Below are 26,580 nucleotides of genomic sequence, written 5' to 3' on the forward strand. Positions count from 1 at the left end.
CCCCCGCGACGCGAGGCGCGAGGCTAGACGCGCCCTTCCGCCTTCTGCGCGCGCTCGATGCTCTCGAACAGGGCGCGGAAGTTGCCGCCGCCAAAGCCCTGGTCGCCCTTGCGCTGGATGATTTCGTAGAAGAACGGGCCCGCGTCCGCCTGCTTGTAGAGGCTCGCCGCGTCCTTCATGAAGATCTGGAGCAGGTAGCTGCGCTCCTTGTCCCCGTCGATGAGCACCTCCAGGTCGCGCAGGACGCTGATGTCCTCGTCGATCTTCTTGATGCCCATGCGCTGGATGCGGTCCGGCAGCGCGTCGTAGTACGAGCCCGGCGTGGGCATGAACTGGATGCCCGCGTTCGCCCGCATGTCCTTCACCGACGTCAGGATGTCCTTCACCGTGATGGCCAGGTGCTGCACGCCGTCACCGCGGTGGTCCTCGTTGAAGAGGTTGATCTGGCTGGCCTTGAAGAACGGGCGGTAGGGCTCGTTGTTCGCGAACTTCACCCCGCTCTTCGGGTCCCACATCACCTCCGACTTCAGGCCGCTGCCGTGGTCCCGCTTCTGCTGCGACGCCACGTCCTCGGTGTGGAACTCGATGTGCCAGAACGCCTCGAAGCCCATCACGTGCTCCATCCACAGGAGCATCGGCTTCATCGTCTGGAAGTTCGACGTGACGTGGTCCACCCGGCCAAAGCCGTACTTGTTCTGGCCACCCTGGGGCTGCGCGTGCACCTGGAAGCCCGGGTAGATGGACTTGTAGTTGTCCCGCTGCAGGAAGCGGAACGTCGTGTCACCGAACGGCGTGGTGATGGAGAAGAACGCCAGCTTGCCGCCCGCGGGGTCCGTGAAGCGCTGGATGTCCGTGATGAACGTGGCGCCGCGCGACTCCAGCAGCTTGAACGTCTTCTCCACGTCCTCCACTTCGAAGTTCAGCGTCCCCACCCCGTCCGGGTGCTTGCGCAGGTAACGCCACGCCCGACCGCCCTCGCCCACCGGCTGGCTCACCACCACCGCGATCTCACCCGCCTGGAACAGCGCCGACTTCTGCTTGCCGTGCGCGTCCAGCTCCGGCCCGGACACCGCCACCTCCGCGAAGTCCAACCCCTTCGTGTAGAACTGGCGGCTGCGCTCCAGGTCGTGCACGTACCAGTGGATGCTCTCCAGGGCCTTGATGCCCAGCGATTCCTGCTTGCCCATGTCGCTGACTCCTCGTGATGAAGAAGATGGTGGGGACTACACCGGCTGCGCGTCGGGCTGCCGGTCTGGCTGCGCCGCCTGGAAGGCGGGAAGTTCGTTGCACGCCGCCTCGATGCGCAGCAGCGTGGGATAGGGCTTCAGATCTACACCGAAGCGGCGGGCCCCGTAGAGCTGGGGAACCAGCAGGACGTCCGCGAACGACACTGCGTCCCCCACACAATAACGCCCCACCGTCGCCTGCACCGCCGCCTCCAGGGCCGTCAGCCCGTGCGCGTTCCAGTGCGCCGCCCAGGCCTTCTCGTCGCTCTTCAACACGTCCCTGACACGCAGCGTCACCGACGTGTTCTGCAGGGGCTGCATCCCCGCGTTCACCATCTCCGCCAGCATCCGCGCCTTCGCGCGCAGGTACGCATCCGCGGGCAGGAGGGCAGGCGAGGGCACGCGCTCTTCCAGATATTCCAGGATGGCCATGGACTCGGAGAGCGTGCGCGCCTGCCCGTCCGCTTCCGTCCACTCCAGGGAGGGGACGCGGGCCATGGGGTTGAGGGCGCGGTAGGCCTCCGAGAACTGCTGCCCGCCGTCCTTGAGCAGGTGCACCGCGACGTATTCGAAGGGGAGGCCCTTCCAGTTCAGCGCGATGCGCGCGCGCCAGGACGCGGACGAGCGCCAATAGCTGTGCAGCCGCAGGTTTCTCATGGAGCCTTCACCACCGTCTGGGAGATGCGGCCGAAGAGGCTGTGCCCGTCACCATCCCGCATCTCGATCTCGATGGTGTCCCCGGGTTTCATGAAGGGCGTCCTGGGCTGGCCCGAGTCGATGGTTTCAATCATCCGGCGCTCCGCGAGGCAGGAGATGCCCCGCTCCCGGTCCGCGTTGGACACCGTGCCGCTGCCCAGCACGGTGCCCGCGGTGAAGGCGCGCGTGCGCGTCAGGTGCTGGATGAGGTCCAGGAAGGAGAAGTGCATCTCCGGGCCCGCGTCCGTGTCACCCACCAGCTGGCCGTTGAGCGTGCTGCGCATGCGCAGGTGCACCCGGCCGTCCCGCCACGCCGCGCCCAGCTCGTCCGGCGTCAGCGCGAAGGGACCGAAGGCGGTGGCGGGCTTGCTCTGGAAGAAGCCGAAGCCCTTGGCCAGCTCCTCCGGGATGAGGTTCCGCAGGGACACGTCGTTGGCGATCATCACCAGCTTGATGTACCGGCCCGCGTCCGCGGCCTGCGTGCCCATGGGCGTGTCCCCCAGGATGACGCAGACCTCGCTCTCGAAGTCCAAGCCCCACGCCTCGTCGCGCAGGGGGATGTCCTGGGTGGGCGCCAGGAAGTCGCCAGAGCCGCCCTGATACACCAGCGGATCCGTGCGCAGCGTGGCGGGCGGCTCCGCGTTGCGCGCCTTGCGCACCAGCACCACGTGGTTGATGTACGCGCTGCCGTCCACCCATTCGTAGGCGCGCGGCAGCGGGGCGTGGAGCGCCTTCACGTCCAGGGGGCGGCTCTGCACCGTGCCCGCCTCCAGCTGCTGCGCCAGGGCGCGCAGCTGCGGCTCCTTCGCGTCCCAGTCATCCAGCGCCGCTTGCAGCGTGAGGGCCACGTTGGTGGCCAGCGCGTAAGCGGAGTTGTCCCGCTTGACGACGATGAGCCGCCCATCGCGGGTTCCGTCCTTGAGCGTCGCGAGCTTCAATTCCGGGCTCCCTCGGCGGTCTGTAGGGGGAGGAAGCGGAGACCGCCTGAACCCATCGGCTTTTCCGCCGGGCCCTCAGGCGAGTCAAGCGCGCCCATTGAACGCGGCGCGGCATTCCGTTTCCCTCCAGCAACGCTGCTGGCCGCTCGCATTCGCGCGGCTGTCGGCGCGCGACCGGAGCGCGGACTTCCTCACGGCCGCCGTGGTGGAAAACCACGATGTCCATGAAGGCCCGGGTGCGCGCTTGACGCCCGCACGGAGAGCGAGGCCTCGGCAGGCTGGCTGCTCCACGAACGGACCAGGGGCCCTGGGGAAGACCGCGGCGGAGCGCGGACGCTCCGACTGTTCAAATCCCAAGCAGCACCCGCGGGGCATGGGGCGCGGCCCCTGGCGGTGACCCAGGCGGCAACCCAGCTTGTGGAAAGGGACGTCCGGCCGACCGCGCCGCGTGGGAGCGGCAGGGTGGAGGGCTCGCGAGGGTACGGCATGGCGCAAGGCTTCCAACAGGCCGGCGACACCCCTGGGGAGCCACGCCCGGGCCAGCGGCTGGGCAACCGCTACGAGCTGCGCCAGCGGGTGAAGACCGGCCGGGGCATCTCCACCTGGCAGGGGCTGGACCTGCGCACCCGCGAGCGCGTGGCCGTGAAGGTCACCTCCCTGTCCGCCTTCGTCCCCACGGCCCGCCACCGCCTGGAGCACGAGGCGGAGGTGCTGTCGCGGCTGCGCGCGCCCGCGCTCGTGCCCGTGCGCGACCTGGGCACCTGCGACGACCTGCTCTACCTCGTCACGCCCTGGATCGAAGCCGAGCCCCTGGAGGCGCGGCTGCGGCGCGGTCCCCTGTCGCTGCCGGAGGCCATCACCCTGGGCCAGCGCCTGCTGGGGGCGCTCGCGGAGGCGCACCGCGGGGGCGTCCTGCACCGCGACGTGAAGCCCTCCAACATCCTGGTGCGCGACACGCCGCTGTCCGCCGCGTGGCTCATCGACTTCGGGCTGTCGCGCAGCGAACGGTTGGATCCCTCCCTGCGCGAGCTGCCCGTGGGCACCGCGCGCTACCTGTCGCCGGAGCAGGCGGGGCTCCTCAACCGGCCCGTGGGGGCCCCGTCGGACCTGTACGCGGTGGGCCTGGTGCTCTTCGAGGCGCTGTCGGGCCGCCCCGCGCTGGAGGGCGCGTCGGTGGGCGAGGTGCTGCGCCTGCACCTCACCGCGCATCCGCGCCTGAGGCCGGTGGGCGTGGAGGTGCCGCTCGCGCTGGAGGAGCTCATCGGGCGGCTGAGCCAGACGGATCCGCGCGACCGCTACCAGTCCGCGGAGGCCGCGCTCGCGGACCTGGACGCGCTGGAGGACGCGCTGTCGCGGGGCGAGGCGGAGCCCGCGCTCGTCACCGGCGCGTACGACCACCGCCAGAGCCTCACCGAGCCATCTTTCGTGGGCCGCCGCGAGGAGCTGGCGACGCTGGAGCGAGCGCTGTCACACGCGAGGGAAGGAGGCGCCCGCGCGGTGGTGGTGGAGGGCGAGTCCGGCGGGGGCAAGAGCCGGCTCCTGGAGGAGTTCTCCGCGCGCGCCGCGGGCCAGCGCGCGTGGGTGCTGCACGGGCAGTCGCAGGATCAGGCCGCGCGGAGGCCCTTCCAGCTCTTCGCGGGCGTGGCGGAGGGCATCGCCGCGACGGCGCGCGAGCAGCCCGCGCTGGGCGCGCTGTTGCGCGAGCGGCTCGCGGGACAGGAGGCCGGCCTGTGCGCGGTGCTGCCCCCGCTCAAGGAGGTGCTGCTCCCCGGCGCGCTGGCGCCCCAGTCGAAGGCCCTGGGGCCGGAGTCGCTGAGTGAGAGCCGCAGCGTCTGGAGCCTCACCGCGCTGCTCCACGCGCTGGGCACGCCGGACGCGCCCGCGGTGGTGGTGCTGGAGGATTGCCAGTGGGCGGACGCCCTCACCCTGCGCGCGCTGGAGGCGTGGTCCCAGGGCCGGCGCACCGGCGAGGGGCGCGTGCTGCTCATCGTGTCCTTTCGCAGCGAGGACCTCCACGCCGGCCACGTGCTGCGGCGGCTGACGCCGGGCGCGCACCTCAAGCTGTCCACCCTCGGCGCGGACGAGGTGGCGCGGCTGGCGGAGTCCATGGCCGGCGTGCTGCCCCCGGAGGCCCTGGAGCTGGTGACGCGGCTGGCGGAGGGCAACCCGTTCATGGCGTCCGCGGTGCTGCACGGGCTGGTGGAGGACGGCGTCCTCATCCCCGGACCGGAGGGCTGGCGGGTGCAGCCGGAGGCGATGGCGCACGCGCGCTCCTCGCGACAGGCGGCCACCTTCCTCGTGCGGCGCCTGCGCCTCCTGCCGCCGGAGTCCCTGCACGTGCTCAGCGTGGGCGCGGTGCTGGGCAAGGCGTTCGACGCCCGGGCGGTGGCGGCCCTGTCCGGCACGCCGCCGGAGGCCGTCCACACCGCCCTGGAGCCCCCGCGCCGGCGGCACATGCTGTGGACGCAGGGCACGCGCTCCACCTTCGTGCACGACAAGCTGCGAGAGGCGCTGCTGGACCTGCTCTCCCCCGAGGAGCGCCGGGAGCTGCACCGGCTGGCCGCCCGCGCAGCCCAGCAGGCCTCGCCCACGGACCCCTTCGAGCTGGCCTACCACTTCGACGCGGCGGGAGAGCCCGCGCTGGCCCTGCCCTACGCGCTGGTGGCCGCGGAGCAGGCGCGCCAGCGCTTCTCCCTGGACACCGCGGAGCTCAACTACCGCATCGCGGAGCGCGGCGCGGCGGGCGCGGACACCCCCACCCGCTACCGCATCGCGTCCGGGCTGGGCACCGCGCTGATGATGCGCGGCCGCTACGACGAGGCGCAGCGGCAGCTGGAGGCCGCGCAGCGGTTGGCGGGCGACCGGCTGGACCAGGGCCGCACGCTGGGCCACCTGGGCGAGCTCGCCTTCAAGCGCGGCCAGACGGTGCAGGCGAACGCGTACCTGGAGCAGGGCCTGAAGCTGCTGGGCCGCTGGGTGCCACCCGATGCGCTCACCACCGGCGCGAGCGCCGCGTGGGAGATCCTCACCCAGGCCGCGCACACCATCGCGCCGCGCCTGTGGCTGGGCCGCAAGTCGCTCGCGCGCGGAGAGGAGGACCTGCTGGCGATCAACCTCTACAGCCGGCTCGCGTACGGCTACTGGTACCAGCGGGGCCGCGCCGCGGTGCTGTGGGCCCACCTGCGCGACATGAACCTGGCGGAGCGCTACCCGCCCACGCCGGAGCTGGCGCAGGCGTACTCCGCGCACTCGCCCGCGCTCACCACCCTGCCCTGGTTCCAGCGCGCGTATGCGTACGCGGAGAAGTCACTGGCCCTGCGCCAGCAGCAGGGCGACGTGTGGGGCCAGGGCCAGTCGCTGCACTTCTACGGCCTGGCCCTCTACGCCTCGTCGCGCTTCCGCGAGTGCATCGAGAAGTGCCGCGAGGCGGTGCGCCTGCTGGAGCGCACCGGCGACCCGTGGGAGGTGAACAACGCCACCTTCCAGATCGCCATGTCGCTCTACCGCCTGGGCCGGCTGAAGGAGGCCGCGGCGGTGAGCCAGAAGCTGCACGCGGCGGCGCTGGAGTTGGGGGACCGGTACTCGCTGCGCCTGGGCCTGGAGGCGTGGGCCAAGTCCACCGGGGGCCGCATCCCCTCGGCGCTGCTGGAGACGGAGCTGGCGGCGCCCACCGCCACCGACCCGCAGTCCTTCGCGGGCGTGCTCCAGGCGGAGGCCCTGCGCCTGCTGCGCGAGGAGGAGCCGGCGCGCGCCGCGGAGGTGCTGGAGCGCGCCGAGCACCTGGTGGAGGAGGCGCACCTGCGCCAGGAGTACGTGGCGCCCATCACGCCGTGGCTCGCCACCGCGCGACGGCGGCTGGCGCAGCAGGCCAGCCCCCTGAACCCGAGGCGGCGCGACGCGCTCCTGGACGCGGCGGAGGCCGCGGCGAAGCGGGCCCACGCCGTGGCGCGCACCTACCGCAACAACCTGCCCCACGCCCTGCGCGAGCGAGGCCTGCTGTGCGCGCTGCGCGGCCACCCGGCGCGGGCCCGCGGACACCTGGATGAATCCCTGCGCGTGGCCGAGCTGCTCCAGATGCGCCAGGAGCGCGCGCTGAGCCTCCAGGCCCGGGGCGAGGTGGGCCGGGCCCAGGGCTGGCCCGACGCCGCGCGCGACCTGGAGGCGGCCACGCGCGAGCTGGCCGCCATGGAGGAAGGCCTGCACCCGGAGGCGGAATCAGCGGTGGCCGGCGTGGGGACGCTGTCGCTGGCGGATCGCTTCCCGCGCGTGCTGGAGGTGGGGCGCAGGCTCGCGTCCGCCCTGTCGCGCGAGGCCGTCTTCGAGACCGCGCGCCAGTCCATGCTGGAGCTGCTGCGCGCGGAGCGCTGCGCGGTGGTGGACCCGCGCGCGGTGATGTCGGAGGAGGACGCGAAGCAGCAGGGCCTCGGCCGCACCGCGCTCGCCCGCGCGCTGGAGACGGGGGGCATCACCGTCCTGGGCCAGGGCCTGCCCGGCGGCATCAGCGAGAGCCTGGAGCTGTTGGGCGTGCGCTCCCTGCTGTGCGCGCCGGTGCAGGTGCGCGGCAAGACCGTGGCGTGCCTGGTGGCCAGCCACCGCAAGGTGGGCGCGCTGTTCGGCGAGGACGAGGAGCGGCTGGCGTCCTTCGTGACGGTGCTCGCGGGCGCGGCGCTGGAGAACACAGAGAACTTCGAGCGCGTGGCCGCCCTCTCCGAGGAGCAGGGCCGCCTCTATCGCGAGGAGCAGGAGGCGGTGCGCCGCCGCGACGACTTCCTCTCCATCGCCGCGCACGAGCTGAAGACGCCGCTCACCTCCTTGCAGCTGCACATCCAGGGGCTCCAGGCCAGGGCGAAGGGCGCGCCCCTGGCCCCGGAGAGGCTGACCGCGAAGCTGGAGTCCGCCTACGCCCAGACGCAGCGGCTGGGCAGGCTGGTCAACGACCTGCTGGACATCTCCCGCATCGCGCAGGGCCAGCTGCACATCCAGCGCGACGCCGTGGACCTGGTGGCGCTGGTGCGCGCCCAGCTGGAGCGCAGCCGCGAGTCCCTCTCCCGCGCCGAGTGCGAGCTGCGCTTCCACGTCAACGCGCCGCGCCTCATGGGCCACTGGGACGCGCTCCGGCTGGAGCAGGTGGTGGGCAACCTCCTGACCAACGCGATGAAGTACGGCGCGGGCAGGCCCGTGGAGGTGACGCTGGAGGGGGACGCGTCCAGCGTGCGGCTGGAGGTGCGCGACCACGGCATCGGCATCGCGGAGGAGGACCGGGCGCGCATCTTCGGGCGCTTCGAGCGCGCGGTGTCCGTGCGCCACTACGGCGGCTTCGGGCTGGGGCTGTGGATCGTCCGCGAGGTCGTCCAGGCGCTGGGCGGCACCATCGACGTGAAGAGCACCCCGGAGCAGGGCTCCACCTTCACCGTCACCCTGCCCCGCTCCGGCGCCCCCGTGCACTGACGGCCGGCTAGCGCCGCGTCACTTCCAGGTAGATGACGTTGTCCTGCGAGTCGCGGAACAGCCGCACGTTGGAGACCTGCGCCAGCGGCGTCTCCGACAGCAGGCCGCGCATGCCGTCCTCGTCCCGGTAGGTGAGCCACCAGTCCATGAAGGCCTCCATGTAGCCGGTCTCCGGCGGGTGCACCGCGAAGTTGGCCATCAGCAGCCGCCCCTCCGACCGCAGCATCTGGAAGAGCAGCGCGGTGAGGCGGCTGGCCACGGAGTCCGACAGGTAGTCGTACAGCCCGGCCGAGTACGCGAAGTCCAGGTCGTGGAACGTCGCCTTGCCCGCGAGCAGCGCGCGCACGGAGCCGCACACCGGCCGCACGACGCCGTCCGGGTGCAGGCGTGAAATCTCCGCCAGGCTGACCGGGTCCTGGTCGAACGCGATGAGCTCCTGGAGCCGGCGCTCCGCCACCGCGCGCGACTGCTCCGCCTCCCGCAGGTGCCCGCACGCCACCGACAGCACGCGCCCGTCGGGCCGGCGCGCCGCGGTCTCGTCCATCATCCGCGCGAGCAGCTCCCGGCGCTCGCGCACGCTGCGCGCGCTGGGCTGCCCGTGCATGTACCGGTAGATTTCGCGGCCCGCGTGCAGCTCGTCCGCCGCGCGGTCCATGTAGAGGTAGTCGATGAGCGCCGCGTCCCCCGCGTAGCCGCGCGGCCGTTCGAAGGCGTGCCGCGTGAAGGGGCACTGGTGCAGGAAGGGCCGCATCGGGTGCTTGCGCGCCAGCTCCTGGCAGAAGCGCTTCCACACCTCCGGGCTCCACTGCCTGCGCCGCGCGATGAGGCCCCCGTGCAGGGCCGTCATGCCGTGGTGCAGGGTGTCGTCCGGCCCCTGCACCATCCGCGCGTGCAGCGCGTCCAGCCACTCCTGGGCCTCGACGAACACCGCTTCTGGGGGGACCTCGTCCCGGGGCGGATTCACCAGGACGAGGTCGTTGGTTTCGGGCGCGACCGGGAGAGCCGCGCCGTGGACCGACAGGATGGGCTGGCGCATGGACATCATCCTGACAACCCGGGAGCGGGGGGCATCCACTTCCCGCGCCCCCGCACCTCGCCAGGCCCGCCCCCAGCCAGCCGGGCGGGGGCCCGGCGGGGCCACGCACGCGCCCCGCCGGCGCCCCACTCAAACCCTGAGCGGGCGGGCGGTCTCCGGGCACTCCCAATACGTGTACTCGCAGGTGGCGCGCGCCGGATCGCAGGGCACCGCCACGACGGTGATGAGCTCGCACGGGTGCATCTGCGCCTCCGTGGAGCGGGTGCGGTGGCCCGCGTCCGGCGCGTCGGGCGGGCGGCGCGGCGGCGTGCCGGTGCCCCCGTCCTCTGGCCGGGTTTCCAGTGACGGTGTTCCGCCCGCCGCGAACAGCGCCGGCGGCGGACCCGAGGCCGCGCCCAGCACGGCGCCCAGGACATACAGCGTGGTTCTCATGACTTCCCCCTTGGCCAACCGCGGTTCCACCGGGGCGTGAGTCGTTACGCACCGGGTCCGGTCGGGCTGGCAGGGACGGTTCTACCAGCAAGGTCTGACAATCCCTGGCCCTGGCGGGAAGGGAATGCGGGCGTCCGGTATCCGACGACAGGCACTGCGGCTAGGATGGCGCGCCCCGCCTGGAGAGAGCCGCAAGCCGCGCATGAAGATTGAAATCGCCCACCTGCCCCACGACATCATCGAGATCATCTATCCGTCGGAAGTGACCCCGAAGGACGTGACCGAGTACGTCGACCAGCTGAAGAAGGACATCACGGCCCGGGGCGGCGCGGAGTGGTCCGCGCTGGTGGACCAGTCCCGGCTGCGGGTGATGCCCTCCACGGTGGTGGGGGAGATGGCGCGGCTGAACGCCTACGCCCAGCAGCGCGGCATGAAGCGCTCCGCGCGCGTGGTCAGCGACCCCGGCAGCGGCCTGCAGGCGTGGCGCATGACCAAGAACGCCGGCCTCACCATCCCCGCCAAGACCTTCGAGTCGCGCGCCGAGGCGCTCAGCTGGCTCGAGGCCCCCGACGCCGACTGACCTCCCCTGAAGTCCCCCGGCAGGGGCCCCGCCCTGCGACCGCCCGGGTCCGCCTTCGTCTTCCAGTAACACCCCATTCCTTCGCTGTGTCTGTCGCCGTACCCGTCAGGAGTCACCCCGCATGTCCGTGTCCGCCCCTGCCTTCCGAGCGAAGCTGCTTGGCACCCTGTTCTGTACCCTCACCGCCCTGGCCTGCGGGCCGGCCACCCAGCCGGGCGCGCCCGAGGAGCCTCAGCTGTCCGAGGCGTCCGCGCCGGTGGTCTACGGCAACGACGACCGCAAGGACGTCTATGAGCACCCCAGCGCGGCGCTGCAGGACCGCGCGCGGCAGTCCACGGTGGCCCTGATGTACCCGGAGTCCATCGACGCCTCGGACCCGAACCACGTCATCCTGGACGGCACGACGCTGGATGACTACGAGAACCTGTGCACCGACCAGCGCTTCCGGGACGACCCGGCGCCGGCCTGGTGCTCGGGCACGCTCATCGACGATGACCTGGTGCTGACCGCGGGCCACTGCGTGGAGACCGCGGCGGACTGCGCGGACACGCGCTTCGTCTTCAAGTTCTACAAGACGGCGGCTGGCGTGCTGGAGAACATCACCAGCGCGGACATCTTCTCCTGCAAGAGCATCGTGGCGCGCAAGCTGGTGGAGAGCGGCGACCGCTACGTGGACTTCGCCATCATCAAGCTGGACCGTCCCGCCGCGCCGCGCTTCACGCCCGCCCCCATCCGGCCGGGCAACGACGCGCTGGCGGTGGGCCAGAACGTGGCCGTCATCGGCAGCGGCAGCGGCATCCCGTTCAAGATCGACTCGGGCGGCTCCGTGCGCACGAACAACGCCGCGTATAAGGACTACTTCATCGCCACGACGGACACCTTCGGGGGCAACTCCGGCTCCGGCGTGTACGAGACGGTGAACAACACCGTGGCGGGCATCCTGGTGTTCGGCGACGACGACTACGTGCCGCGCCCGGGCGCGGGCTGCAACGTGGTCAACGTCTGCAAGGAGACCGCGTGCGGCGGCGAGGGCATCATCTACGTGAACCAGGCCATCAGCGAGCTGTGCGCGCGCACCACCAGCGCGCGGCTGTGCGCGCCGGTGCCGGCGACGAAGTACGACTTCCAGGCGTCCAACACCTCCAGCGCCACGCGCAACACCATCGACGGCGCGGTGACGCTCGCGGCCGGCCAGAAGATCACCGTGGGCACCTGCGGCATCACCGGCGCGGCCTTCACCGGTGACACCTACGTGCGCCTGCGCGGCCCGTCCGGCACGGAGGTCGCCTTCAACGACGACGCGTGCGGCGGCACCGGCTCCCAGGTGACGTACACCGCCACCGTCGCGGGCACCTACGTGGTCCGCGCCGGCTGCTACCAGAACGGCGCCTGCGGCGGCACCGTGGCCTGGACCATCGCCCAGGCCGGCACGGCCACGCAGGGCTCCTTCGACTTCAACGTCAGCAACACCGCCAACGCCACGCAGGGCACGGCGAACCGCGACGTGACCCTCAACGCGGGCCAGACGCTGTCCTTCGGCAGCTGCGGCGTGGCGGGCGCGTCCGGCACGGGCGACACGGTGGTGCGCCTGTACAACGCCGCGGGCCAGCAGGTGACGTTCAACGACGACGCGTGCGGCTCGCTGTCCCACGCGGCCTACACCGCGCCCACGGGCGCGGGCGGCACGTACCAGATTCGCGTGGGCTGCTTCGGCAGCAGCGCGTGCAGCGGCACGGCGGCCTGGACCATCCAGTAGTCGGCCTCCCGTCTCCCCCAGCCGTACCCGGGCCCGTCCCTCCCTGGAGTCAGGGGAGGTGGCGGGCCCGTCGTTTCGGGCCTCGGGCTCCGTCCAAGAAGGCAGGCAGGGGCCGGTGCCCGAGGCGGTCGGGAGCCCACCGGCGACCTACCTTGAAGGCTCAACCACCCCGAGCCCTTTTTTCCGAGGCACCGCGTGCAAGGAGCGGACGCGCGACAGCAGGTACTCTGGCGCCGGGCACGCACGCTGGCGGCGATCTCCGCGGGCCTGACGCTCGTCCTGGGGTTCCTGGGGCTCTGCGGCTGGGCGCTGGAGAGCGTGCCCCTGACACAGCTCTGGGACGACCTGCCCGCCATGGTGCCGCTGTCGGCCCTGGGCCTGATGCTCGCCGCGGGCTCGGAGCTGGCGCTGGGCAGGCGCCAGGAAGCGAGGCGCCGGTTCGGGAGGCTGCTGGCCTTGGCGGTCGTGCTGTCGAGCGGCTTCCTGCTGAGCACCTACCTCTGGCTCCCGGACGACGCCGTGTTCCAGGGGCTGGGAGGGCGCGTCTCGCCCCAGTCCGCGTCGGTGTTGCTGCTGCTGGGCCTGGCGCTGCTGTTCCGGGACGCGCCGGGGCTGGGCCGGTGGCTGTCCCCAGCGCTGGCCCTGGGCGCCCTGCTGGCGTCGTTCACCCTGCTGGTGGCCTACTCGTTCCAGGAGCCCCGCTTCTACTGGTTCGCGGGCCAGGACACCGGCGTCGCGCTGCACACCACCATTGGCCTGTTGATGCTGTCGGTGGGGGCCCTGCTGCTGCGCCCGGAGCGCGGCTTCGTGGCGGACCTGCTGCGGCCGGGCGCCGGGGGCCTGATGGCCCGGAGGCTGCTGCCCGCGCTGCTGGTGCCGCTGCTGGGCACGGTGGGGATGAGCCAGCTCTTGAGCCACACGCACGCCCAGCCCCGCCTGGCGTGGTCGCTGCTGGGGGTGACCCAGACGGCCGTGCTGGCCTGGGTGGTCTGGCGCGCGGCCACCCGGCTCAACGCCCTGGACTCCGAACAGCAGCGCGCGGAGGCGCGGGCGCGGGAGGACGCACGCGCCCAGCGCCGGCTCGCCGAGGAGAACGCGCGGCTCTACCGGCAGGCGGAGCAGGCCTCCCGCGCGCGCGAGGACGTCCTGGCCGTCGTGTCGCACGACCTCAAGAATCCGCTCTCCACCGTGCGGCTGGGGGCCTCCATGCTGGCGCGGCGGCTCCCGGCTCCGCCCGAAGGCGCGGCGCTCCAACGGCAGGTGGCGGCCATCAACCGGGCCGCGGGCCACATGCAGGACCTCATCAGCCGGCTGCTGGACGCGGCGCGGCTGGACGCGGGCCAGTCCCTGGTGATGGACCTCAAGCGGGAGCTCCTGGACGGGCTCGCCGTGGAGGCGCTGGCCCTGGTGGAGCCCCAGGCCCAGGGCAAGGGCATCCGCCTGGAGCTCCAGGTCTCCGAGGGGCTGAGCGCCTGCTGCGACCGGCCCCGCATCCTCCAGGTGCTGGCCAACCTGCTGGGCAACGCCCTCAAGTTCACCCCGCCCGGAGGCCGCGTGACGGTGTCCGCCGCGCACGACGCGGGCATGGCGCGCGTGAGCGTGCGGGACACCGGCCCCGGCATCTCCCGGGCCGACCAGGCCCACCTCTTCCAACGCCACTGGCAGGCACACGACACCGCCCACCAGGGCAGCGGCCTGGGCCTCTACATCGCCAGCGGTATCGTCACCGCCCACGGGGGCCGCATCTGGGTGGACAGCGACGAAGGACGCGGTACGACGTTCACCTTCACCCTGCCGGATACGCCCTCCGCCCACCCGAGGCTTGACAGCCCCGAGAGGCACGTCTAACGCAAGGCGCCATGAGCACACCTCGCTTCCCGCCGTCGCCCCGCCGTCCGGTCAGCACCGAGGGCCCGCTGCGTGTCCTGCTGCTGGAGAACATCCATGCCTCGGCCCACGAGATGCTGACGGCGGAGGGGTTCCAGGTGGAGCGGCTGTCCTCGGCGCTCAAGCCGGAGGACCTGGCGGAGCGGCTGCGGGGCGTGCACCTGCTGGGCATCCGCAGCAAGACGACGGTGCCGGAGGAGTCGCTGCGGCACGCGGACGACCTGCTGGCGATTGGCGCGTTCTGCATTGGCACCAACCAGGTGGACCTGCTGGCCTCCAGCGTGCACGGCGTGCCGGTGTTCAACGCGCCGTTCAGCAACACGCGCAGCGTGGCGGAGATGGTGCTGGCGGAGGTGGTGGTGCTGACGCGCCAGCTCTTCGACCGCAGCCGCGAGGTGCACGCGGGGCAGTGGCGCAAGGTGGCCACCGGCAGCCACGAGGTGCGCGGCAAGACGCTGGGCATCATCGGGTATGGGCACATCGGCTCGCAGCTGGGCGTGCTGGCCGAGGCGCTGGGCATGCGCGTGCTCTACTTCGACGTGATGACGAAGCTGCCCCTGGGCAACTCGCGGTCGGTGGCGACGCTGAACGAGCTGCTGGCGGAGTCGGACTTCGTGACGCTGCACGTGCCGGCGCTGACCTCCACGCACCTGATGATGGGCGCGGAGCAGTTCGCCGCGATGAAGCCGGGCGCGTGCCTCATCAACGCCAGCCGGGGCACGGTGGTGGACATCCCGGCGCTGGCGGAGGCGCTGCGCTCCAAGCACCTGGGGGGCGCGGCGGTGGACGTGTACCCGGAGGAGCCGGAGGGCAACTCGGACGGCTTCGTGACGCAGCTGCAGGGGCTGCCCAACGTGGTGCTCACGCCGCACATCGGCGGCTCCACGGAGGAGGCGCAGGCGTCCATCGGCAAGGAGGTGTCCACGTCGCTGCTCAAGTTCGTGAAGGGCGGCGCGACGACGGGCGCGGTGAACTTCCCCAACGTGGAGGCGCCCATCAACCCGGGCACCCACCGCATCATCAACGTGCACCGCAACACGCCGGGCGTGCTGCGTGACATCAACCGCATCGTGTCCGACCTCAACGCCAACATCCACGCGCAGGTGCTGAGCACCGACGCCAACGTGGGCTACCTGGTGATGGACCTGGACCAGGACGTGTCCCGGCAGGTGTGCGAGGCCATCGCGGGGTTGGAGACGGACATCAAGACGCGCATCGTGTCGTGAAGCCGCCGGGGGTCTCCCCGGGGAAGGAGCCGGAGATGACGCTGAAGGTCTGCCTCGCCGGGGCCACGGGATGGGCTGGCTCCGAGCTGGCCCGGGGCATCGCGGCGGTCGAGGACCTGTCGCTGACCAGCGCCGTCTCGCGCGGTCACGCCGGCAAGCCGCTGGGCGGCGCGCTGGGCGACAGCCGCATCGTGACGCCGGTGTTCGCCAGCGCGAAGGAGGCCCTGAGCGCGCACGCCTGCGACGTGTTCGTGGAATACACCCGGGCCGACAGCGCCAAGGCGAACATCCTCGCCGCGCTGGAGCACGGGGCGCACGTCGTGGTGGGCGCGTCGGGGCTGAGCGACGAGGACTACGCGCAGGTCGACGCGGTCGCGAAAGAGCGCCAGCGGGGCGTGCTGGCGTGCGGCAACTTCGCGCTCACGGTGGTGCTGCTCCAGAAGTTCGCGGAGCTGGCGGCGAAGTACATCCCCACCTGGGAGATCATCGACTACGCCTACGCGGGCAAGCCGGACGCCCCCAGCGGCACCGCGCGCGAGCTGGCGGGGCGGCTGGGCCGGGTGCGCCAACCCGAGCTGGCCGTGCCCCTGGAGGACACGCTGGGCGCGCGGGAGGCGCGGGGCACCACCCTGGCGGGGACGCAGGTGCACTCCGTGCGGCTGCCGGGCTTCGTGATTGGCGCGGAGGTGCTCTTCGGCCTGCCGGACCAGACGCTGAGCCTGCGCCAGAACTCGGGCAGCAGCGCGAAGCCCTACGTGGACGGCGCGCTGCTGGCGATCCGCAAGGTGTCCACGCTCGTCGGCGTGCACCGCGGCCTGGATGCGGTCCTCGACCTGTGACCCGAGGCGCGCGGGGGGCGCTCAGGCGTCCAATATCTTCCCCGGGTTGAGGATGCCTGCCGGGTCCAGGGCGCGCTTGAGGGTGCGCAGCAACTCCAGCTCACCGGGCGCGCGCGTGTAGCCCAGGTAGTCCTTCTTGAGCAGGCCGATGCCGTGCTCCGCGGAGATGCTGCCGCCGTGCTTGCGCACGAGGTCGAACATCGCGTGGTCCGCCTGCTTCGCGTGGGCGAAGAAGTCCGCCTTCTCCACCGCGTCCGGCTTCATCACGTTCACGTGCAGGTTGCCGTCGCCAATGTGGCCGAAGAGGCAGATCTCCCAGCCCGGGTAGCGGCTGGCGAACACGGCGTCCAGCTCCGCGCAGAACGCCTCCAGGTTCGCCACCGGCAGGGAGATGTCGTTCTTGTGCAGCACCCCCGTGGCGGAGAGGCTCTCGCTGATGGACTCGCGCAGCGACCACAGCTCCGCGGCCTGCCCCGCGCCCTGCGCCTGGGTGCCGTCGGTGACGAGCCCGCGCTCGAAGAGGGAGGACAGCCACGCCTCCACCGCCGCCGGCTCCCCGCCCTCGGACTCCAGGAGCACGTAGCAGCCGCTGGGCGCCTCGAAGGGCGAGCGCAGCTTGCGGTGGCGCTGCACGCGGGCCAGACACCTGTCGGTGAAGAACTCGTAGGCGGACAGCGCGAGCGGGGCCTGGCGCGCGTCGCGGAACAGCCGCAGCACGGCGGCCACGTCCGGCACGGCGAAGAGGAAGACGTCCTGCTTGCCCGGCAGGCGCGTCAGCTTGAGGGTGGCCTCCGTGATGATGCCCAGCGTGCCCTCGCTGCCGATGAAGAGCTGGCGCAGGTCCACGCCGGTGTTGTTCTTCTCCAGCGCGCCGTTGAGCTCCAGCACCTGCCCCTCCGCCGTCACCACCTGGAGCCCCAGCACCCACTGCCGGGTGAGGCCGTAGCGGATGACCTTCACGCCGCCCGCGTTGGTGGCGATGTTGCCGCCCACGGTGCTGCTGCCCTTGGAGGCGAAGTCCACCGGCCACGTGAGCCCGTGCGGCGCGCAGTGCTGGTGCACCGCCTCCGTGACGGCGCCCGCCTGCACGCGCACCGTGTTGCCGAGCAGGTCCACCGGCGCCATGCGGGTCATCCGCTTGAGGGACAGCACCACCTCGCCGTGCATGGCCACCGCCCCGCCCGCCAGTCCGGTGCGCCCGCCGGAGGGCACCACCGCGACGCGGTGCTGGTGGCAGAGCGCGACGAAGCGGGCCACCTCCTCCGTGGTGCGGGGGAAGACCACCGCCCCCGGCGCGGGGGCGTACACGCGCGTCCAGTCGCGGCCGTACTCCTGGAGCTCCGCGGGCTCCCGGGTGAGGAAGTCCGCGGGAAAGGCTTCGGCGATGGCGCCGAGGAAGGCAGCGGGCAGCGCGACGGTGGACATGGGTCCAGACGTATTGCACCCCCTCCGCCATGACAAGCCCGGCGGTGCGCCGGCGAGCCGCTAGCCCTTGATGAAGGCCAGCAGGTCCTTGTTGATGACGTCCTTGTTGACCGAGCACATGCCGTGGCTGAAGCCCGGGTAGACCTGGAGCTTCGAGCCCTTGACGAGCGTGGCCGTCAGCCGTCCGCCCCCGTCGATGGGGACGATCTGATCATCATCGCCATGCATCACCAGCGTGGGCACGTCGAACCGGGCCAGGTCCGCGCGGAAGTCGGTCTCCGAGAAGGCCTTGACGCAGTCGTATTCGGCCTTGAGGCCCGCCATCAGGCCTTGGAGGACGAAGCTCTCGCGGAGCCCCTCGGACACCTTCGCGCCGGGGCGGTTGAAGCCGTAGAACGCCAGGCTCAGCTCCTTGAAGAAGCTGGAGCGGTCCTTGCGCACGCCCGCGCGGATGCCGTCGAAGACCTCCAAAGGCAGTCCATTGGGGTGCCAGTCCGTCTTGATCATGATGGGCGGCACGGCGCTGATGAGCACCGCCCTGGCCACGCGCGAGGTGCCGTGGCGCCCGATGTAGCGCGCCACCTCGCCGCCGCCGGTCGAGTGGCCGACGTGGATGGCCTTGCGCAGGTCCAGCGCGGCCGTCAGCTCCGCGAGGTCGTCCGCATAGGTGTCCATGTCGTGCCCGCCCCAGGGCTGTGACGAGCGCCCGTGCCCTCGGCGGTCGTGGGCGATGGTGCGGTAGCCCTGTTCCGACAGGAACATCATCTGGTCCTCGAAAGCGTCGGACGAGAGCGGCCAGCCGTGTGAGAAGACAATGGGCTGGCCATTCCGGGGGCCCCAGTCCTTGAAGTAGAGCTGGGTGCCATCCCGAGTGGTGAGGAAGCTGCCCGAGATTCTTCCCACGTGCGAGGCGCCCGGCTTGTTTTCAGGGTTCATGTGTCTGTCCTTTGCTGTCGAGGAAGGCCCACCGCTCGCGACGGTATGCATCCCGGCGCGGGGCTGACATTGCCCGGCTCGACGAGCCCCGGGTCCGGAAGTGGAGTGGGGTCCGCCGACCGCTAACGGGGCCAGTCCCGCAGGAGCCGTTCGACGGTCTCCTGCCGGTCCCACGGCACCCGGCCGGTCAGCGTCATGCCCGCGTGCTCGATGCGGATCCGCCCCCGCGCCGACGCCCCCGGCAGGTGGCGCGAATCCACGCGGGTCCAGGCCGCGCCTCCGGTGGCCTCCACCACGCGCATCACGCAGTCGTCGAACTCCGCCTCCGGCAGCCAGCGCAGGGCATCCAGCACCAGGTCGGAGTCGAACTTCCGCAGGGACGTCGGCTCCCCGGTGAGGGCCCGCAGGGCCTGCGGGCCCTTCCCTTCTGGAATGAAGGAGAGCCCCTGGGGACCCAGCACGCAGAAGCCCCGACGCCGCCCCAGCTTCGCGGGAAAGAGCGCCATGCGCTCCAAGCGCACGCCCGACCGGGCCGCTCCGCGCAGGGGCGGCTGACGGTGCAACTCCACCAGCACGGCGACCGCCGTGGCCCCCTTCACCGAGCGCGCGCGAAGCACGCGGTCGCCCTCCACGAACAGCTCCTCGGACGACTCCAGCCGGACGCCGCCGTCGGGGATGGAGCCCAGGCGCACCCCCTGCAACGCCCCGAACAGCGGGTCCCACAGCAGCCGCTCACTGGTGAGCCGCAGCCGGCCCGAGCGCAGGAGCCGCGTCGACATGGGCGCCAGGGCGGTCAGCACGAAGAACGCCGCCACCGCCGGCTCGGCCCGAGCCGGCACGAGGAGCAGGAGCAGGAAGCAGAGCGCGGAGAGGATCCCCAGCCCCATGACCAGGCGCGGGGGCAGCTCCCACGTCGTCGGCACGGTCGCGAGGCCCGGGCCTGGACGTCGCCAGGTGTCGTCCTCGAAGACCAGCACCTCGCCCGGCTTCAGCGCCCAGGACTCGGGCCGCCGCACCTGGTCCTCCAGCCGCGTCAGCGCCTCCTCGAGCGACACCTCCGGGTGGGCCCTCCCCCACGCCCCCAACCTGCGCCGCGCGAGCCGGGTCAGCCGCTCACGCCGCGCCAACAGCTTCCGCGCCTCCCGCAACACCGGGGTGTCCTCGGCCCAGGACTCCAACGCCGCGCGACGGCGCACGCGCTCCAACGCCTCCGTCAGCGCCTCCTCCTGGGCCAGGAGCTCCGGCACCAGCTCCGGCCGCCGCAGCAACCGCCGCCGCCACCGCCAGTGGGACAGCACCTGCTCCAGCTCGGAATGCGAACGCCGCGCCGCCTCGAGGACCTCCGCGCGCCCTTCCAGTTGGCGCTCGGCGTCGGACCCGGCGGCGCGCGGCAGGACCGTGCTGGAACGGGGGCGTTCGGACATCACGCCGGCGAGCATAGTCCCGCGCGAACGCGACGTTCGCACCCGCGCGGTGAGCCCGCGCTCCCACCGCCGCTACTCTCCCGCCGGCTCCAGCTCCAATCGCTCGCACTGGAGCAGCACCGCCAGGGCCTCCGAGGCTTCGGAGGGCGATGGCGGGACGGCCTCGGGCCACGGCACGGAGGGCCGGTGCGGCGTTCCCTCCGATTCCTTCAGCAGCGCAAGCAGCTCCCGGGCCGGATCCCTGGGAAGCGCGGGCCCGTCCTGCGCGGGGCGTGGCGCGAAGGACGTGCCTTCCTCCAGGACCGGTGCCTCCGACGCGGCCTCTTCACAGGAGATGGCGGCGGCCCGGAGCAACATCGCGGGCGACGGCGAGCGCACCACCGTCATGGGCTCCGCGGGCAGCAGATCCTCCGGATCGAAGCCGAAGGGGATGGGGGGCGTCACCCTCGGCGGCGCGTCCCCGCTCCCTGCTTCCGGCCTCACCAGGGCGAACGTCTCCACGCCACTCAGACACCGCAGCGTGTTGAGCCGGGGCGTGGACGCCTCGGGGTTCACGGACGCCGGCGGAGGCCAGGAGAACCCCCGCTCCACGGAAGCCCCTCGCGTCGCCATGTCGGAGGGCGTCAGTCCTGGCGGCCACGCAGGCACCGGCAGCAGCGTCACCTCCGGCTCGCGCAGGGGCAGTGAGCGCACCCGCGCCCCACCCAACCCCGCCGCCATGGCGAGCGCCGCCGCATGCTCCGCCAGCACCCGCTCCGCCCAGACCTTCAACCACCGCGCCAGGGCCAGCACCCAGGCCACGTGGCGCCGCGCGCGAGGCAGCGCTCCCTCGGCCTCGGCTGACGTGGCGCCAGACATCCTCACCCCTCCTTCACCGGCATCCGGATGACCAGCGGGGCCGGCTCCGTGGCCAGCACCTCCGACGCCACCGACAGCACCTCTCCCTCCGCCCGCACCTCCAGGCTGCCCAATGACTCCACCGGGGGCAGGCTGGCGAAGCGGAAGTGCCCCTGCGCATCCGTGCGCGTACTCAATCGCAGGGCAGGCAAGGCCACCCACGCCCCCCCGATGGGCTCGTTCCCCGGCCCCACCACCTGCCCCAGCAGCGGCGCGGTCCCCTCCGGAGCATCCACCAACGACAGACACCTCACGCCCGCCAGGGGTTGCTCCTTGCGCACCTGCACGCGCAGGCGGAAGGAGGGACGCGGCACGGAGCGGAGCCCCGCCCAGAGCGCGGCCGGCACCGGACTCAGGTCCACCTCCAATTCCTTGTCACTCATGGCGGCGAAGACCAGATCGCCCAGCAGCCGGTGCGCGCGCTCCGGCGTCTCCGCCCCCACCGTCACCAGGTAGCAGACCGTGAAGCCCAGGACCCCCCGCTTCCCGGCCCGGGTCGGGGGCGCGGGCCCCAGCTCCAGCAGGTAAAGGCAGACACCCCGGTCCAGGGACTCGCGATCGGGCACGCCCAGATACACGGGGGTCTCCGTGGCAATACGGCCCACCCACGCCTTCATGCGTAGATCGACTTCGTCGATCATCCCTTGGCCCCCCGGTTCCGGCCCCGCCGACCTCGCCGCCTCTTGCTTTCATCATACGCTCGCATCGCCAGGGATGTCTTGTCATCACCCGGCGGAGCGAACGGGACGTCAGTGATTGGACAGGCATTGCGCCGACTCGCGGCCCCAGCGACGGCATCCCACCTGTCGGGAATCGGGCACTCCCACCGCCGCGCACCCTGGCACCCCGGAAACCCCGTACGGGATTCACGCGATCAGCTTCTCTTCCAGGGCACCTTCCGCGAAAGATGCACCTCAGGGCCGGCATTCACCGTGGAACTTTCATCATGACGATGGACTCCCCTTCTTTGAAACGACGACGCAGCTCGCTTCCTTCCTCCAGCCTCGGGCTGGGCTGCCTGGCGGTGCTGGGGCTGGCCAGCCCCGCGCTGGCGCAGGAGGACACGCCTTACAAGGTGGGCCTGCTGGTGGACGCGGGGGCCCCTCACGGCATCGGCGTGTCCGCGGTGGTGCGGCCCGCCTCGTGGCTGCGGCTCCAGGCGGGCCCCACCACCAACACGCTCAGCATCGGCGTGCGCGGCGGGGTGAGCATCCTCCCGATGGACACCTTCATCGCGCCGTCCTTCAACGCGGAGGTCGGGCACTACTTCGGTTCGGAGTACAGCGAGGTGCTGGACTGGCTGGGCCGCGACCCCAGCGCCACGGCGCAGGCCATCCGCGACGTCACCTACAACTACGTCACGGGCAGCGTGGGCCTGGAGGTGGGCACGAAGAGCCGCTTCAACTTCTTCCTGAACGTGGGCCTCAGCTACGTGGCGCTCACCGTGCCGGACCCCACGCCGCTCCTCCAGGACGCGGCCAATGACGACACCGTGACGTCGGGGCCCATGCACCTGCGCGCCACCATCCCGTCCGTGAAGCTGGGCTTCATCCTCTACTTCTTCTGAGCCAGGAGACCTTCAACCATGCGAACGCCATCCTTCCGCACCCTCCTGCTCGCCAGCGCCGTGTCCCTCTTCGGCACGGGCTGTGACTCCCTCTTCAACATCGAGGTGGAGGCCGAGCGCATCTGCAAGACGGAGAAGGACCTGTCCTTCCCGGCCGCCCTCCCGGGCAGCGCCAGCGTCCAGCAGTCCATCCAGATTCCGCTGGGCGACTTCTCCAGCGCGCTGCCCGACGACGCCGACGTGCGCACGGAGCTGCGGCTGAAGCTCTTCGACGCCACGGCCACCACCGACATCAGCGGCATCGAGCGCGCGAAGGTCTCCGTGCGCAAGCCGGGCTCCACGGACTACGTGCTCCTGGGCGAGTTCCGGCGCACCGGCACCAGCGGTCCCACGAACACGCTCGAGCTCACCGGCAGCGGCGCCGTGGACGTGCTGGACCTGGCGAAGCAGCAGGAGCTGGAGTTCCTCTTCGAGGCCAGCGGCTCCCTGCCCACGCAGTCGTGGAGCGCGGACATCGACGTCTGCATTGGCGCCAAGGCGAGCGCCAACTACTTCCACCTGCTGTTCTGAGACCTCCCCGTCCCGCCCCGGCGTCAGGACACCGGGGCGGGCGCGGCGGGCTGGATGCCCAGGTGTTCGTGGCGCGTGCCCAGCACGTGGTCGAAGAACGGATGCGTCACGCACCAGTTCGCGTCCGCCACGCGCCCCAGGTGGTGGTCGCACAGCCAGGGCACCTGCGCCCGAGCCCACGCCGGGTCCAGGTGCGCGCGGCGGTGCACGCGGTGGTAGTTGAACGCGCAGGCCCACACGGTGCCCACGAAGAACGGCGCCAGGGGGAACAGGGGCGCGTGCGCGAGCGCGAGCACCGTCAGCGCCGCCCGCTCCTTGAGCTCCGCGGCGCGCGTCCAGAGCGAGCGCAGGTACGCATCCGCGCACGGGGACGCCGCGAAGGCCGCGTGCGGCGGGGCGGACGCGTGGCGACGGCCCGGCGTCAGGTACCGGCGCAGGGCCCACTCCGCGAAGTTCGAATATGCCCACCCCAACGGGATGCCAATCATCACGCCCCCTCCCGCCTCCGCCCGCGTGACACCGGCAAGGGGGTGGCCACGGGCCCTCCCAGGGGCAACCGGGAAGCGGGTGCCAGTGCACAGCGCGAAGCGTCCGGGTGCGGCCGGTGACAGGGGCCGGCCCACGGGGGAGGTGTCCCAAGGAACAGGCTGGAAGTTGGACGGGGGCGCGAGGGGCCCTTAAGTGGGGACGGTGGGACGCAAGCGGGCCATGGGCGGCATCGACATTCCGGGATGGGCGTGGCTGGTGCCGTGCGCGCTGGTGCCGGTGGTGCTGCTCAACCTGGGCGTGGCCTGGCTGGGTGGAACGCAGGTGTCGCCCCTGTCCTTCTCCTTCCTCCAGACGAAGGCCCGCGCCCTGGGGGCGTACGTGGCGCACCGGCCGGCGTGCGTGCTGGACGAGCACCCGCCGCTGGAGCCGCTCATCGCGGAGGCGGAGCGCCGCCACGGGATTCCGCCAGGGCTCCTGAAGGCGCTCATCCAGGTGGAATCCGAGACGCGGGTGCACCGCATCTCGCCCGCGGGGGCGATGGGCCCCGGACAGCTGATGCCGGACACGGCGGCGCTGATGCGGGTGGAGGACCCCTTCGACCCCGCGCCTTCCGTGGACGCGAGCGGCCGCTACCTGGCGGAGCAGCTGCGCAGGTTCCGGAACGTGCCCCTGGCGGTGGCCGCGTACAACGCGGGGCCCGGCGCGGTGAACGGGCGCGTGCCGCACAACGGGGAGACGGAGTTCTACGTCGCCAAGGTGCTCGCGGCCTACGCGCGCACAAGGCCACCAGCGCCAGTGGTGGTGAAGCGTCCCGCCGTCGAGGCTCCGGTCAAGGCAGTGGAGCGCGCCGCCGTCACGCAAGCCAGACCGCCAGCGCCCGTGAAGCGTCCCACCGTCGAGGCTCCGGTCAAGGCAGTGGAGCGCGCCGCCGTCACGCAGGCCGCCGCGAAGAAGGCCCGGCCGCCCGGCGCGGACGTGAAGCCGCCCGCCGCGCCGAAGGTGACGGCACCCGTGAAGAAGCCAGCGCCCCGTCCGGCCACCGGCGACAAGCCCCCCGCGAGGATCGCGTCCGCGACGAAGTAGCGCGGGCCCGAAGGGTCCGCTCCGGCCCCATGGCACGCCTCCTTCGCGGGGGACGGGCCAGCCTCAGCCCTTCCGGGAAGCCTGGAGGCCGCCCGCCGCGCCCGTGTCCATCCACACCTCCACGTCGCGGTGGAGCTGGAGGAAGGACGCCGGGCACCGGGGCGTCAGCGGCCCGTGCACCATCGCCGTCACCGCCGCCGCCTTGTTCACCCCGAACGCCAGCACCACCACCTTGCGCGCCTGGAGCACCGCCGCCATGCCCAGCGTCAGCGCCGCCATGGGCACGCGAGACGGATCATCCCCGAACGCCAGCACGTGCGACAGCCGCGTCTCCCGCGACAGGCGCGCGCGGTGGCTCATCGCCGTCAGCACCTCGCCGGGTTCGTTGAACGCGATGTGGCCATTGGGCCCCACCCCCAGCAGCAGCAAGTCCAACCCGCCCGCCGCCGCGAGCGCCGCGTCATAGCGCGCGCACTCACCCTCCGCGTCCGGCGCGCACCCGTCGAGGAAGTGGATCCGCTCCGTTGACAGATTCACATGCCGGAACAGGTGCCGGTCCATGTACGCGCGGAAGCTGCCCGCGTCCTCCGGCGGCAGGCCCAGGAACTCGTCCACGTTGAACGTGGTCGCCCGCGACAGGTCCAGCGCCCCCCGGGCCGCCAGCTCCACGAGGCTCCGGTAGACGTTGAGGGGTGAGCGCCCCGTGACCAGCCCCAGCACCAGCTCCGGCGTGTGCCTCACGGCCTCGGCGATACGCGCCGCGCAGGTGGTGGCCGCCTCCTGCTCCGTTTCGAACAGCCGTAGGTTCATGAGCCGGCCAGCATACGCCGCCCTCCCTGCCCCGGTCGCGCGCCCCCCAGCCCCAGCGTGCGTGCCGCCGCGCGGCAAGCCCCTCCGTCTTCGCGAATGACACGCGAGCCCCGTGGCGAATTGACAAGCACGGTCCCCCGCACGCCGGGGAGCCGGGAAGGGTTTCCCACGGGCATCCCGTGCAATCCGTCCTCACGCGTGGAGGCCGGGTCGCGCTAGAACCCAACCCATGAAAGTCGCCGTGCTCACCGGTGGCGGGGATTGCCCCGGCCTCAATGCGGTCATTCGCGCCATCGTCCGCCGTGCCAGCGAGCACGGCTTCGAGATGATGGGCCTGCGCGATGGATGGAAGGGCCTGCTGGACGACAACCACTTCCGCCTCACGCGGGAGACGACGTCCGGCATCCTCCACCGGGGTGGCACCATCCTGGGGACCTCGCGGGTCAACCCGTTCAAGGTGGAGAACGGCCTGGAGCGCGTGAAGCGCGCCATCGAGCGCAATGGCATCCACGCGGTCATCGCCATTGGCGGCGAGGGCACGCTGTCCGCCGCCACGCGCATGTCCCAGGAGGGCGTGCGCATCGTCGGCGTGCCCAAGACCATCGACAACGACCTCAACGGCACCGACTTCACCTTCGGCTTCGACACCGCGGTGTCCATCGCCACGGAGGCGGTGGACCGGCTGCACTCCACCGCGGAGTCGCACAAGCGCGTCATCGTCTGCGAGGTGATGGGCCGGCACGTCGGGTGGATCGCCACCTACGCGGGCATCGCGGGCGGCGCGGACGTCATCCTCGTCCCGGAGATTCCCGCCGACCTGGAGGCCGTCGCCCAGCACCTCCAGCGCCGCAACGCGGGGGGGCGCACCTTCTCCATCGTCGTGGTGGCGGAGGGCACGCGCATCAAGCTGTCCGCGGAGCAGAACGAACAGCTGGTCACCACCGGCGCCCTGGACGAAGCGGGCCGGCCGCGCCTGGGCGGCGTGGGCAACATCGTCGCCGCGGAGATTGAACGACGCACCGGCTTCGAGACGCGCGTCTCCGTGCTGGGCCACATCCAGCGCGGCGGCGCCCCCACGGCGCACGACCGGGTGCTCGCCACCCGGTTCGGCGTGCATGCGTGCGACATGGTCGCCCGCGGCGAGTTCGGCAAGATGGCCGCCCTGCGCGGCAACGACATCGTCAGCGAGCACCTCTCCGAGGCCACCCGCGAGCTCAAGCGCGTCCCCAAGGAGTTCTTCGAGGTCGCGCAGGTCTTCTTCGGCTGATGATGACGTGATGCGCCATGCCTGCTCCCACCCGGAGTGACAGGCATG

At 72.0% G+C, this 26,580-nt stretch carries 22 protein-coding genes; 10 read left to right on the forward strand and 12 right to left on the reverse strand.

The annotated features are described in order from the left end of the window. Positions 1-23: 23 nt before the first annotated feature. Genes hppD through FOF48_RS15405 form a run of 3 tightly spaced genes read right to left on the reverse strand, consistent with a single transcriptional unit; the run spans position 24 to position 2,860 of the window. On the reverse strand, positions 24-1,187 hold the full coding sequence (gene hppD, locus FOF48_RS15395; RefSeq protein WP_143902324.1) for a 4-hydroxyphenylpyruvate dioxygenase: 1,164 nt from the start codon (positions 1,185-1,187) through the stop codon (positions 24-26). Between the two features lie 36 nt (positions 1,188-1,223). Next, positions 1,224-1,883, reverse strand: coding sequence for a maleylacetoacetate isomerase (maiA, locus tag FOF48_RS15400; RefSeq protein ID WP_143902326.1), 660 nt, complete (start codon positions 1,881-1,883; stop codon positions 1,224-1,226). Beyond that, positions 1,880-2,860, reverse strand: coding sequence for a fumarylacetoacetate hydrolase family protein (locus tag FOF48_RS15405; RefSeq protein WP_143902329.1), 981 nt, complete (start codon positions 2,858-2,860; stop codon positions 1,880-1,882). The genes maiA and FOF48_RS15405 overlap by 4 nt, the downstream gene beginning before the upstream one ends. Before the next feature lie 486 nt (positions 2,861-3,346). Here FOF48_RS15405 and FOF48_RS15410 point away from each other — a divergent pair, with 486 nt between their 5' ends. Next, positions 3,347-8,308 carry an ATP-binding protein gene (locus tag FOF48_RS15410; RefSeq protein WP_143902331.1) on the forward strand — a complete coding sequence of 1,654 codons (4,962 nt, stop codon included), beginning with the start codon at positions 3,347-3,349 and terminating at the stop codon, positions 8,306-8,308. Positions 8,309-8,315: 7 nt separating this feature from the next. Here FOF48_RS15410 and FOF48_RS15415 read toward each other — a convergent pair whose 3' ends face one another. Together FOF48_RS15415 and FOF48_RS15420 are read right to left on the reverse strand one after the other, a co-directional pair. Then, positions 8,316-9,344 (reverse strand): class I SAM-dependent methyltransferase, encoded by a 1,029-nt coding sequence (locus FOF48_RS15415; protein ID WP_143902333.1) that lies wholly within the window; start codon positions 9,342-9,344, stop codon positions 8,316-8,318. 129 nt (positions 9,345-9,473) lie between these two features. Continuing rightward, positions 9,474-9,776 carry a hypothetical protein gene (locus FOF48_RS15420; protein WP_143902335.1) on the reverse strand — a complete coding sequence of 101 codons (303 nt, stop codon included), beginning with the start codon at positions 9,774-9,776 and terminating at the stop codon, positions 9,474-9,476. Positions 9,777-9,978: 202 nt separating this feature from the next. Here FOF48_RS15420 and FOF48_RS15425 point away from each other — a divergent pair, with 202 nt between their 5' ends. The 5 genes from FOF48_RS15425 to dapB all read left to right on the forward strand — a co-directional run bounded on the left by FOF48_RS15425 (position 9,979) and on the right by dapB (position 16,064). Beyond that, positions 9,979-10,356 carry an STAS/SEC14 domain-containing protein gene (locus FOF48_RS15425; RefSeq protein ID WP_143902337.1) on the forward strand — a complete coding sequence of 126 codons (378 nt, stop codon included), beginning with the start codon at positions 9,979-9,981 and terminating at the stop codon, positions 10,354-10,356. Positions 10,357-10,477: 121 nt separating this feature from the next. Beyond that, positions 10,478-12,112: a serine protease gene (locus FOF48_RS15430; RefSeq protein WP_143902339.1), complete on the forward strand. Its 1,635-nt coding sequence runs from the start codon at positions 10,478-10,480 to the stop codon at positions 12,110-12,112. Positions 12,113-12,307: 195 nt separating this feature from the next. After that, positions 12,308-13,960 carry a HAMP domain-containing sensor histidine kinase gene (locus tag FOF48_RS15435; RefSeq protein WP_143902341.1) on the forward strand — a complete coding sequence of 551 codons (1,653 nt, stop codon included), beginning with the start codon at positions 12,308-12,310 and terminating at the stop codon, positions 13,958-13,960. A gap of 11 nt (positions 13,961-13,971) precedes the next feature. Next, the gene (gene serA / locus FOF48_RS15440; RefSeq protein WP_143902343.1) at positions 13,972-15,225 is read left to right on the forward strand and encodes a phosphoglycerate dehydrogenase; all 1,254 of its coding nucleotides are present in this window, start codon (positions 13,972-13,974) and stop codon (positions 15,223-15,225) included. Positions 15,226-15,260: 35 nt separating this feature from the next. After that, positions 15,261-16,064: a 4-hydroxy-tetrahydrodipicolinate reductase gene (gene dapB / locus FOF48_RS15445; RefSeq protein ID WP_143902345.1), complete on the forward strand. Its 804-nt coding sequence runs from the start codon at positions 15,261-15,263 to the stop codon at positions 16,062-16,064. A gap of 21 nt (positions 16,065-16,085) precedes the next feature. On the opposite strand, the gene FOF48_RS15450 is transcribed toward dapB, so the two are convergent. The 5 genes from FOF48_RS15450 to FOF48_RS15470 all read right to left on the reverse strand — a co-directional run bounded on the left by FOF48_RS15450 (position 16,086) and on the right by FOF48_RS15470 (position 21,387). After that, positions 16,086-17,489: an FAD-binding oxidoreductase gene (locus tag FOF48_RS15450; RefSeq protein WP_143902347.1), complete on the reverse strand. Its 1,404-nt coding sequence runs from the start codon at positions 17,487-17,489 to the stop codon at positions 16,086-16,088. 60 nt (positions 17,490-17,549) lie between these two features. Continuing rightward, the gene (locus FOF48_RS15455) at positions 17,550-18,425 is read right to left on the reverse strand and encodes an alpha/beta fold hydrolase (RefSeq protein ID WP_143902349.1); all 876 of its coding nucleotides are present in this window, start codon (positions 18,423-18,425) and stop codon (positions 17,550-17,552) included. Positions 18,426-18,547: 122 nt separating this feature from the next. Continuing rightward, positions 18,548-19,849, reverse strand: coding sequence for a hypothetical protein (locus FOF48_RS15460; RefSeq protein ID WP_143902351.1), 1,302 nt, complete (start codon positions 19,847-19,849; stop codon positions 18,548-18,550). Positions 19,850-19,921: 72 nt separating this feature from the next. Next, positions 19,922-20,707: a hypothetical protein gene (locus FOF48_RS15465; RefSeq protein WP_143902353.1), complete on the reverse strand. Its 786-nt coding sequence runs from the start codon at positions 20,705-20,707 to the stop codon at positions 19,922-19,924. A 2-nt stretch (positions 20,708-20,709) separates the two neighbouring features. After that, positions 20,710-21,387, reverse strand: coding sequence for a carboxypeptidase-like regulatory domain-containing protein (locus tag FOF48_RS15470; protein ID WP_143902355.1), 678 nt, complete (start codon positions 21,385-21,387; stop codon positions 20,710-20,712). Between the two features lie 326 nt (positions 21,388-21,713). On the opposite strand from FOF48_RS15470, the gene FOF48_RS15475 reads away from it, so the two are divergent. Both FOF48_RS15475 and FOF48_RS15480 read left to right on the forward strand, forming a co-directional pair. After that, the gene (locus FOF48_RS15475; RefSeq protein ID WP_255442228.1) at positions 21,714-22,313 is read left to right on the forward strand and encodes a hypothetical protein; all 600 of its coding nucleotides are present in this window, start codon (positions 21,714-21,716) and stop codon (positions 22,311-22,313) included. An 18-nt stretch (positions 22,314-22,331) separates the two neighbouring features. Continuing rightward, positions 22,332-22,883: a hypothetical protein gene (locus FOF48_RS15480; protein WP_143902358.1), complete on the forward strand. Its 552-nt coding sequence runs from the start codon at positions 22,332-22,334 to the stop codon at positions 22,881-22,883. A 23-nt stretch (positions 22,884-22,906) separates the two neighbouring features. Here the strand turns inward: FOF48_RS15480 and FOF48_RS15485 are convergent, their stop codons facing one another. Further along, positions 22,907-23,371: a hypothetical protein gene (locus tag FOF48_RS15485; RefSeq protein ID WP_143902360.1), complete on the reverse strand. Its 465-nt coding sequence runs from the start codon at positions 23,369-23,371 to the stop codon at positions 22,907-22,909. 202 nt (positions 23,372-23,573) lie between these two features. On the opposite strand from FOF48_RS15485, the gene FOF48_RS15490 reads away from it, so the two are divergent. Beyond that, positions 23,574-24,455, forward strand: a complete 882-nt coding sequence (locus tag FOF48_RS15490; RefSeq protein ID WP_255442229.1) for a lytic transglycosylase domain-containing protein — start codon at positions 23,574-23,576, stop codon at positions 24,453-24,455. A gap of 63 nt (positions 24,456-24,518) precedes the next feature. Here FOF48_RS15490 and FOF48_RS15495 read toward each other — a convergent pair whose 3' ends face one another. Then, on the reverse strand, positions 24,519-25,265 hold the full coding sequence (locus FOF48_RS15495) for a glucosamine-6-phosphate deaminase (RefSeq protein ID WP_143902361.1): 747 nt from the start codon (positions 25,263-25,265) through the stop codon (positions 24,519-24,521). Positions 25,266-25,494: 229 nt separating this feature from the next. Between FOF48_RS15495 and FOF48_RS15500 the strand changes: the two genes are divergently transcribed. Beyond that, positions 25,495-26,532, forward strand: a complete 1,038-nt coding sequence (locus tag FOF48_RS15500) for a 6-phosphofructokinase (protein ID WP_143902363.1) — start codon at positions 25,495-25,497, stop codon at positions 26,530-26,532. Positions 26,533-26,580: the final 48 nt, after the last annotated feature.

This window comes from Corallococcus sp. Z5C101001 (assembly GCF_007352635.1).
Taxonomy (GTDB): Bacteria; Myxococcota; Myxococcia; order Myxococcales; family Myxococcaceae; genus Corallococcus; species Corallococcus silvisoli.

What these genes read in the sequence shown, in the direction of transcription:
- hppD (WP_143902324.1), bottom strand. Translation starts at nt 1,187, where the DNA reads ATGGGCAAGCAGGAATCGCTGGGCATCAAGGCCCTGGAGAGCATCCAC.
- maiA (WP_143902326.1), bottom strand. Translation starts at nt 1,883, where the DNA reads ATGAGAAACCTGCGGCTGCACAGCTATTGGCGCTCGTCCGCGTCCTGG.
- FOF48_RS15410 (WP_143902331.1), top strand. Translation starts at nt 3,347, where the DNA reads ATGGCGCAAGGCTTCCAACAGGCCGGCGACACCCCTGGGGAGCCACGC.
- FOF48_RS15415 (WP_143902333.1), bottom strand. Translation starts at nt 9,344, where the DNA reads ATGCGCCAGCCCATCCTGTCGGTCCACGGCGCGGCTCTCCCGGTCGCG.
- FOF48_RS15420 (WP_143902335.1), bottom strand. Translation starts at nt 9,776, where the DNA reads ATGAGAACCACGCTGTATGTCCTGGGCGCCGTGCTGGGCGCGGCCTCG.
- FOF48_RS15425 (WP_143902337.1), top strand. Translation starts at nt 9,979, where the DNA reads ATGAAGATTGAAATCGCCCACCTGCCCCACGACATCATCGAGATCATC.
- FOF48_RS15430 (WP_143902339.1), top strand. Translation starts at nt 10,478, where the DNA reads ATGTCCGTGTCCGCCCCTGCCTTCCGAGCGAAGCTGCTTGGCACCCTG.
- serA (WP_143902343.1), top strand. Translation starts at nt 13,972, where the DNA reads ATGAGCACACCTCGCTTCCCGCCGTCGCCCCGCCGTCCGGTCAGCACC.
- dapB (WP_143902345.1), top strand. Translation starts at nt 15,261, where the DNA reads ATGACGCTGAAGGTCTGCCTCGCCGGGGCCACGGGATGGGCTGGCTCC.
- FOF48_RS15450 (WP_143902347.1), bottom strand. Translation starts at nt 17,489, where the DNA reads ATGTCCACCGTCGCGCTGCCCGCTGCCTTCCTCGGCGCCATCGCCGAA.
- FOF48_RS15455 (WP_143902349.1), bottom strand. Translation starts at nt 18,425, where the DNA reads ATGAACCCTGAAAACAAGCCGGGCGCCTCGCACGTGGGAAGAATCTCG.
- FOF48_RS15460 (WP_143902351.1), bottom strand. Translation starts at nt 19,849, where the DNA reads ATGTCCGAACGCCCCCGTTCCAGCACGGTCCTGCCGCGCGCCGCCGGG.
- FOF48_RS15465 (WP_143902353.1), bottom strand. Translation starts at nt 20,707, where the DNA reads ATGTCTGGCGCCACGTCAGCCGAGGCCGAGGGAGCGCTGCCTCGCGCG.
- FOF48_RS15470 (WP_143902355.1), bottom strand. Translation starts at nt 21,387, where the DNA reads ATGATCGACGAAGTCGATCTACGCATGAAGGCGTGGGTGGGCCGTATT.
- FOF48_RS15480 (WP_143902358.1), top strand. Translation starts at nt 22,332, where the DNA reads ATGCGAACGCCATCCTTCCGCACCCTCCTGCTCGCCAGCGCCGTGTCC.
- FOF48_RS15485 (WP_143902360.1), bottom strand. Translation starts at nt 23,371, where the DNA reads ATGATTGGCATCCCGTTGGGGTGGGCATATTCGAACTTCGCGGAGTGG.
- FOF48_RS15495 (WP_143902361.1), bottom strand. Translation starts at nt 25,265, where the DNA reads ATGAACCTACGGCTGTTCGAAACGGAGCAGGAGGCGGCCACCACCTGC.
- FOF48_RS15500 (WP_143902363.1), top strand. Translation starts at nt 25,495, where the DNA reads ATGAAAGTCGCCGTGCTCACCGGTGGCGGGGATTGCCCCGGCCTCAAT.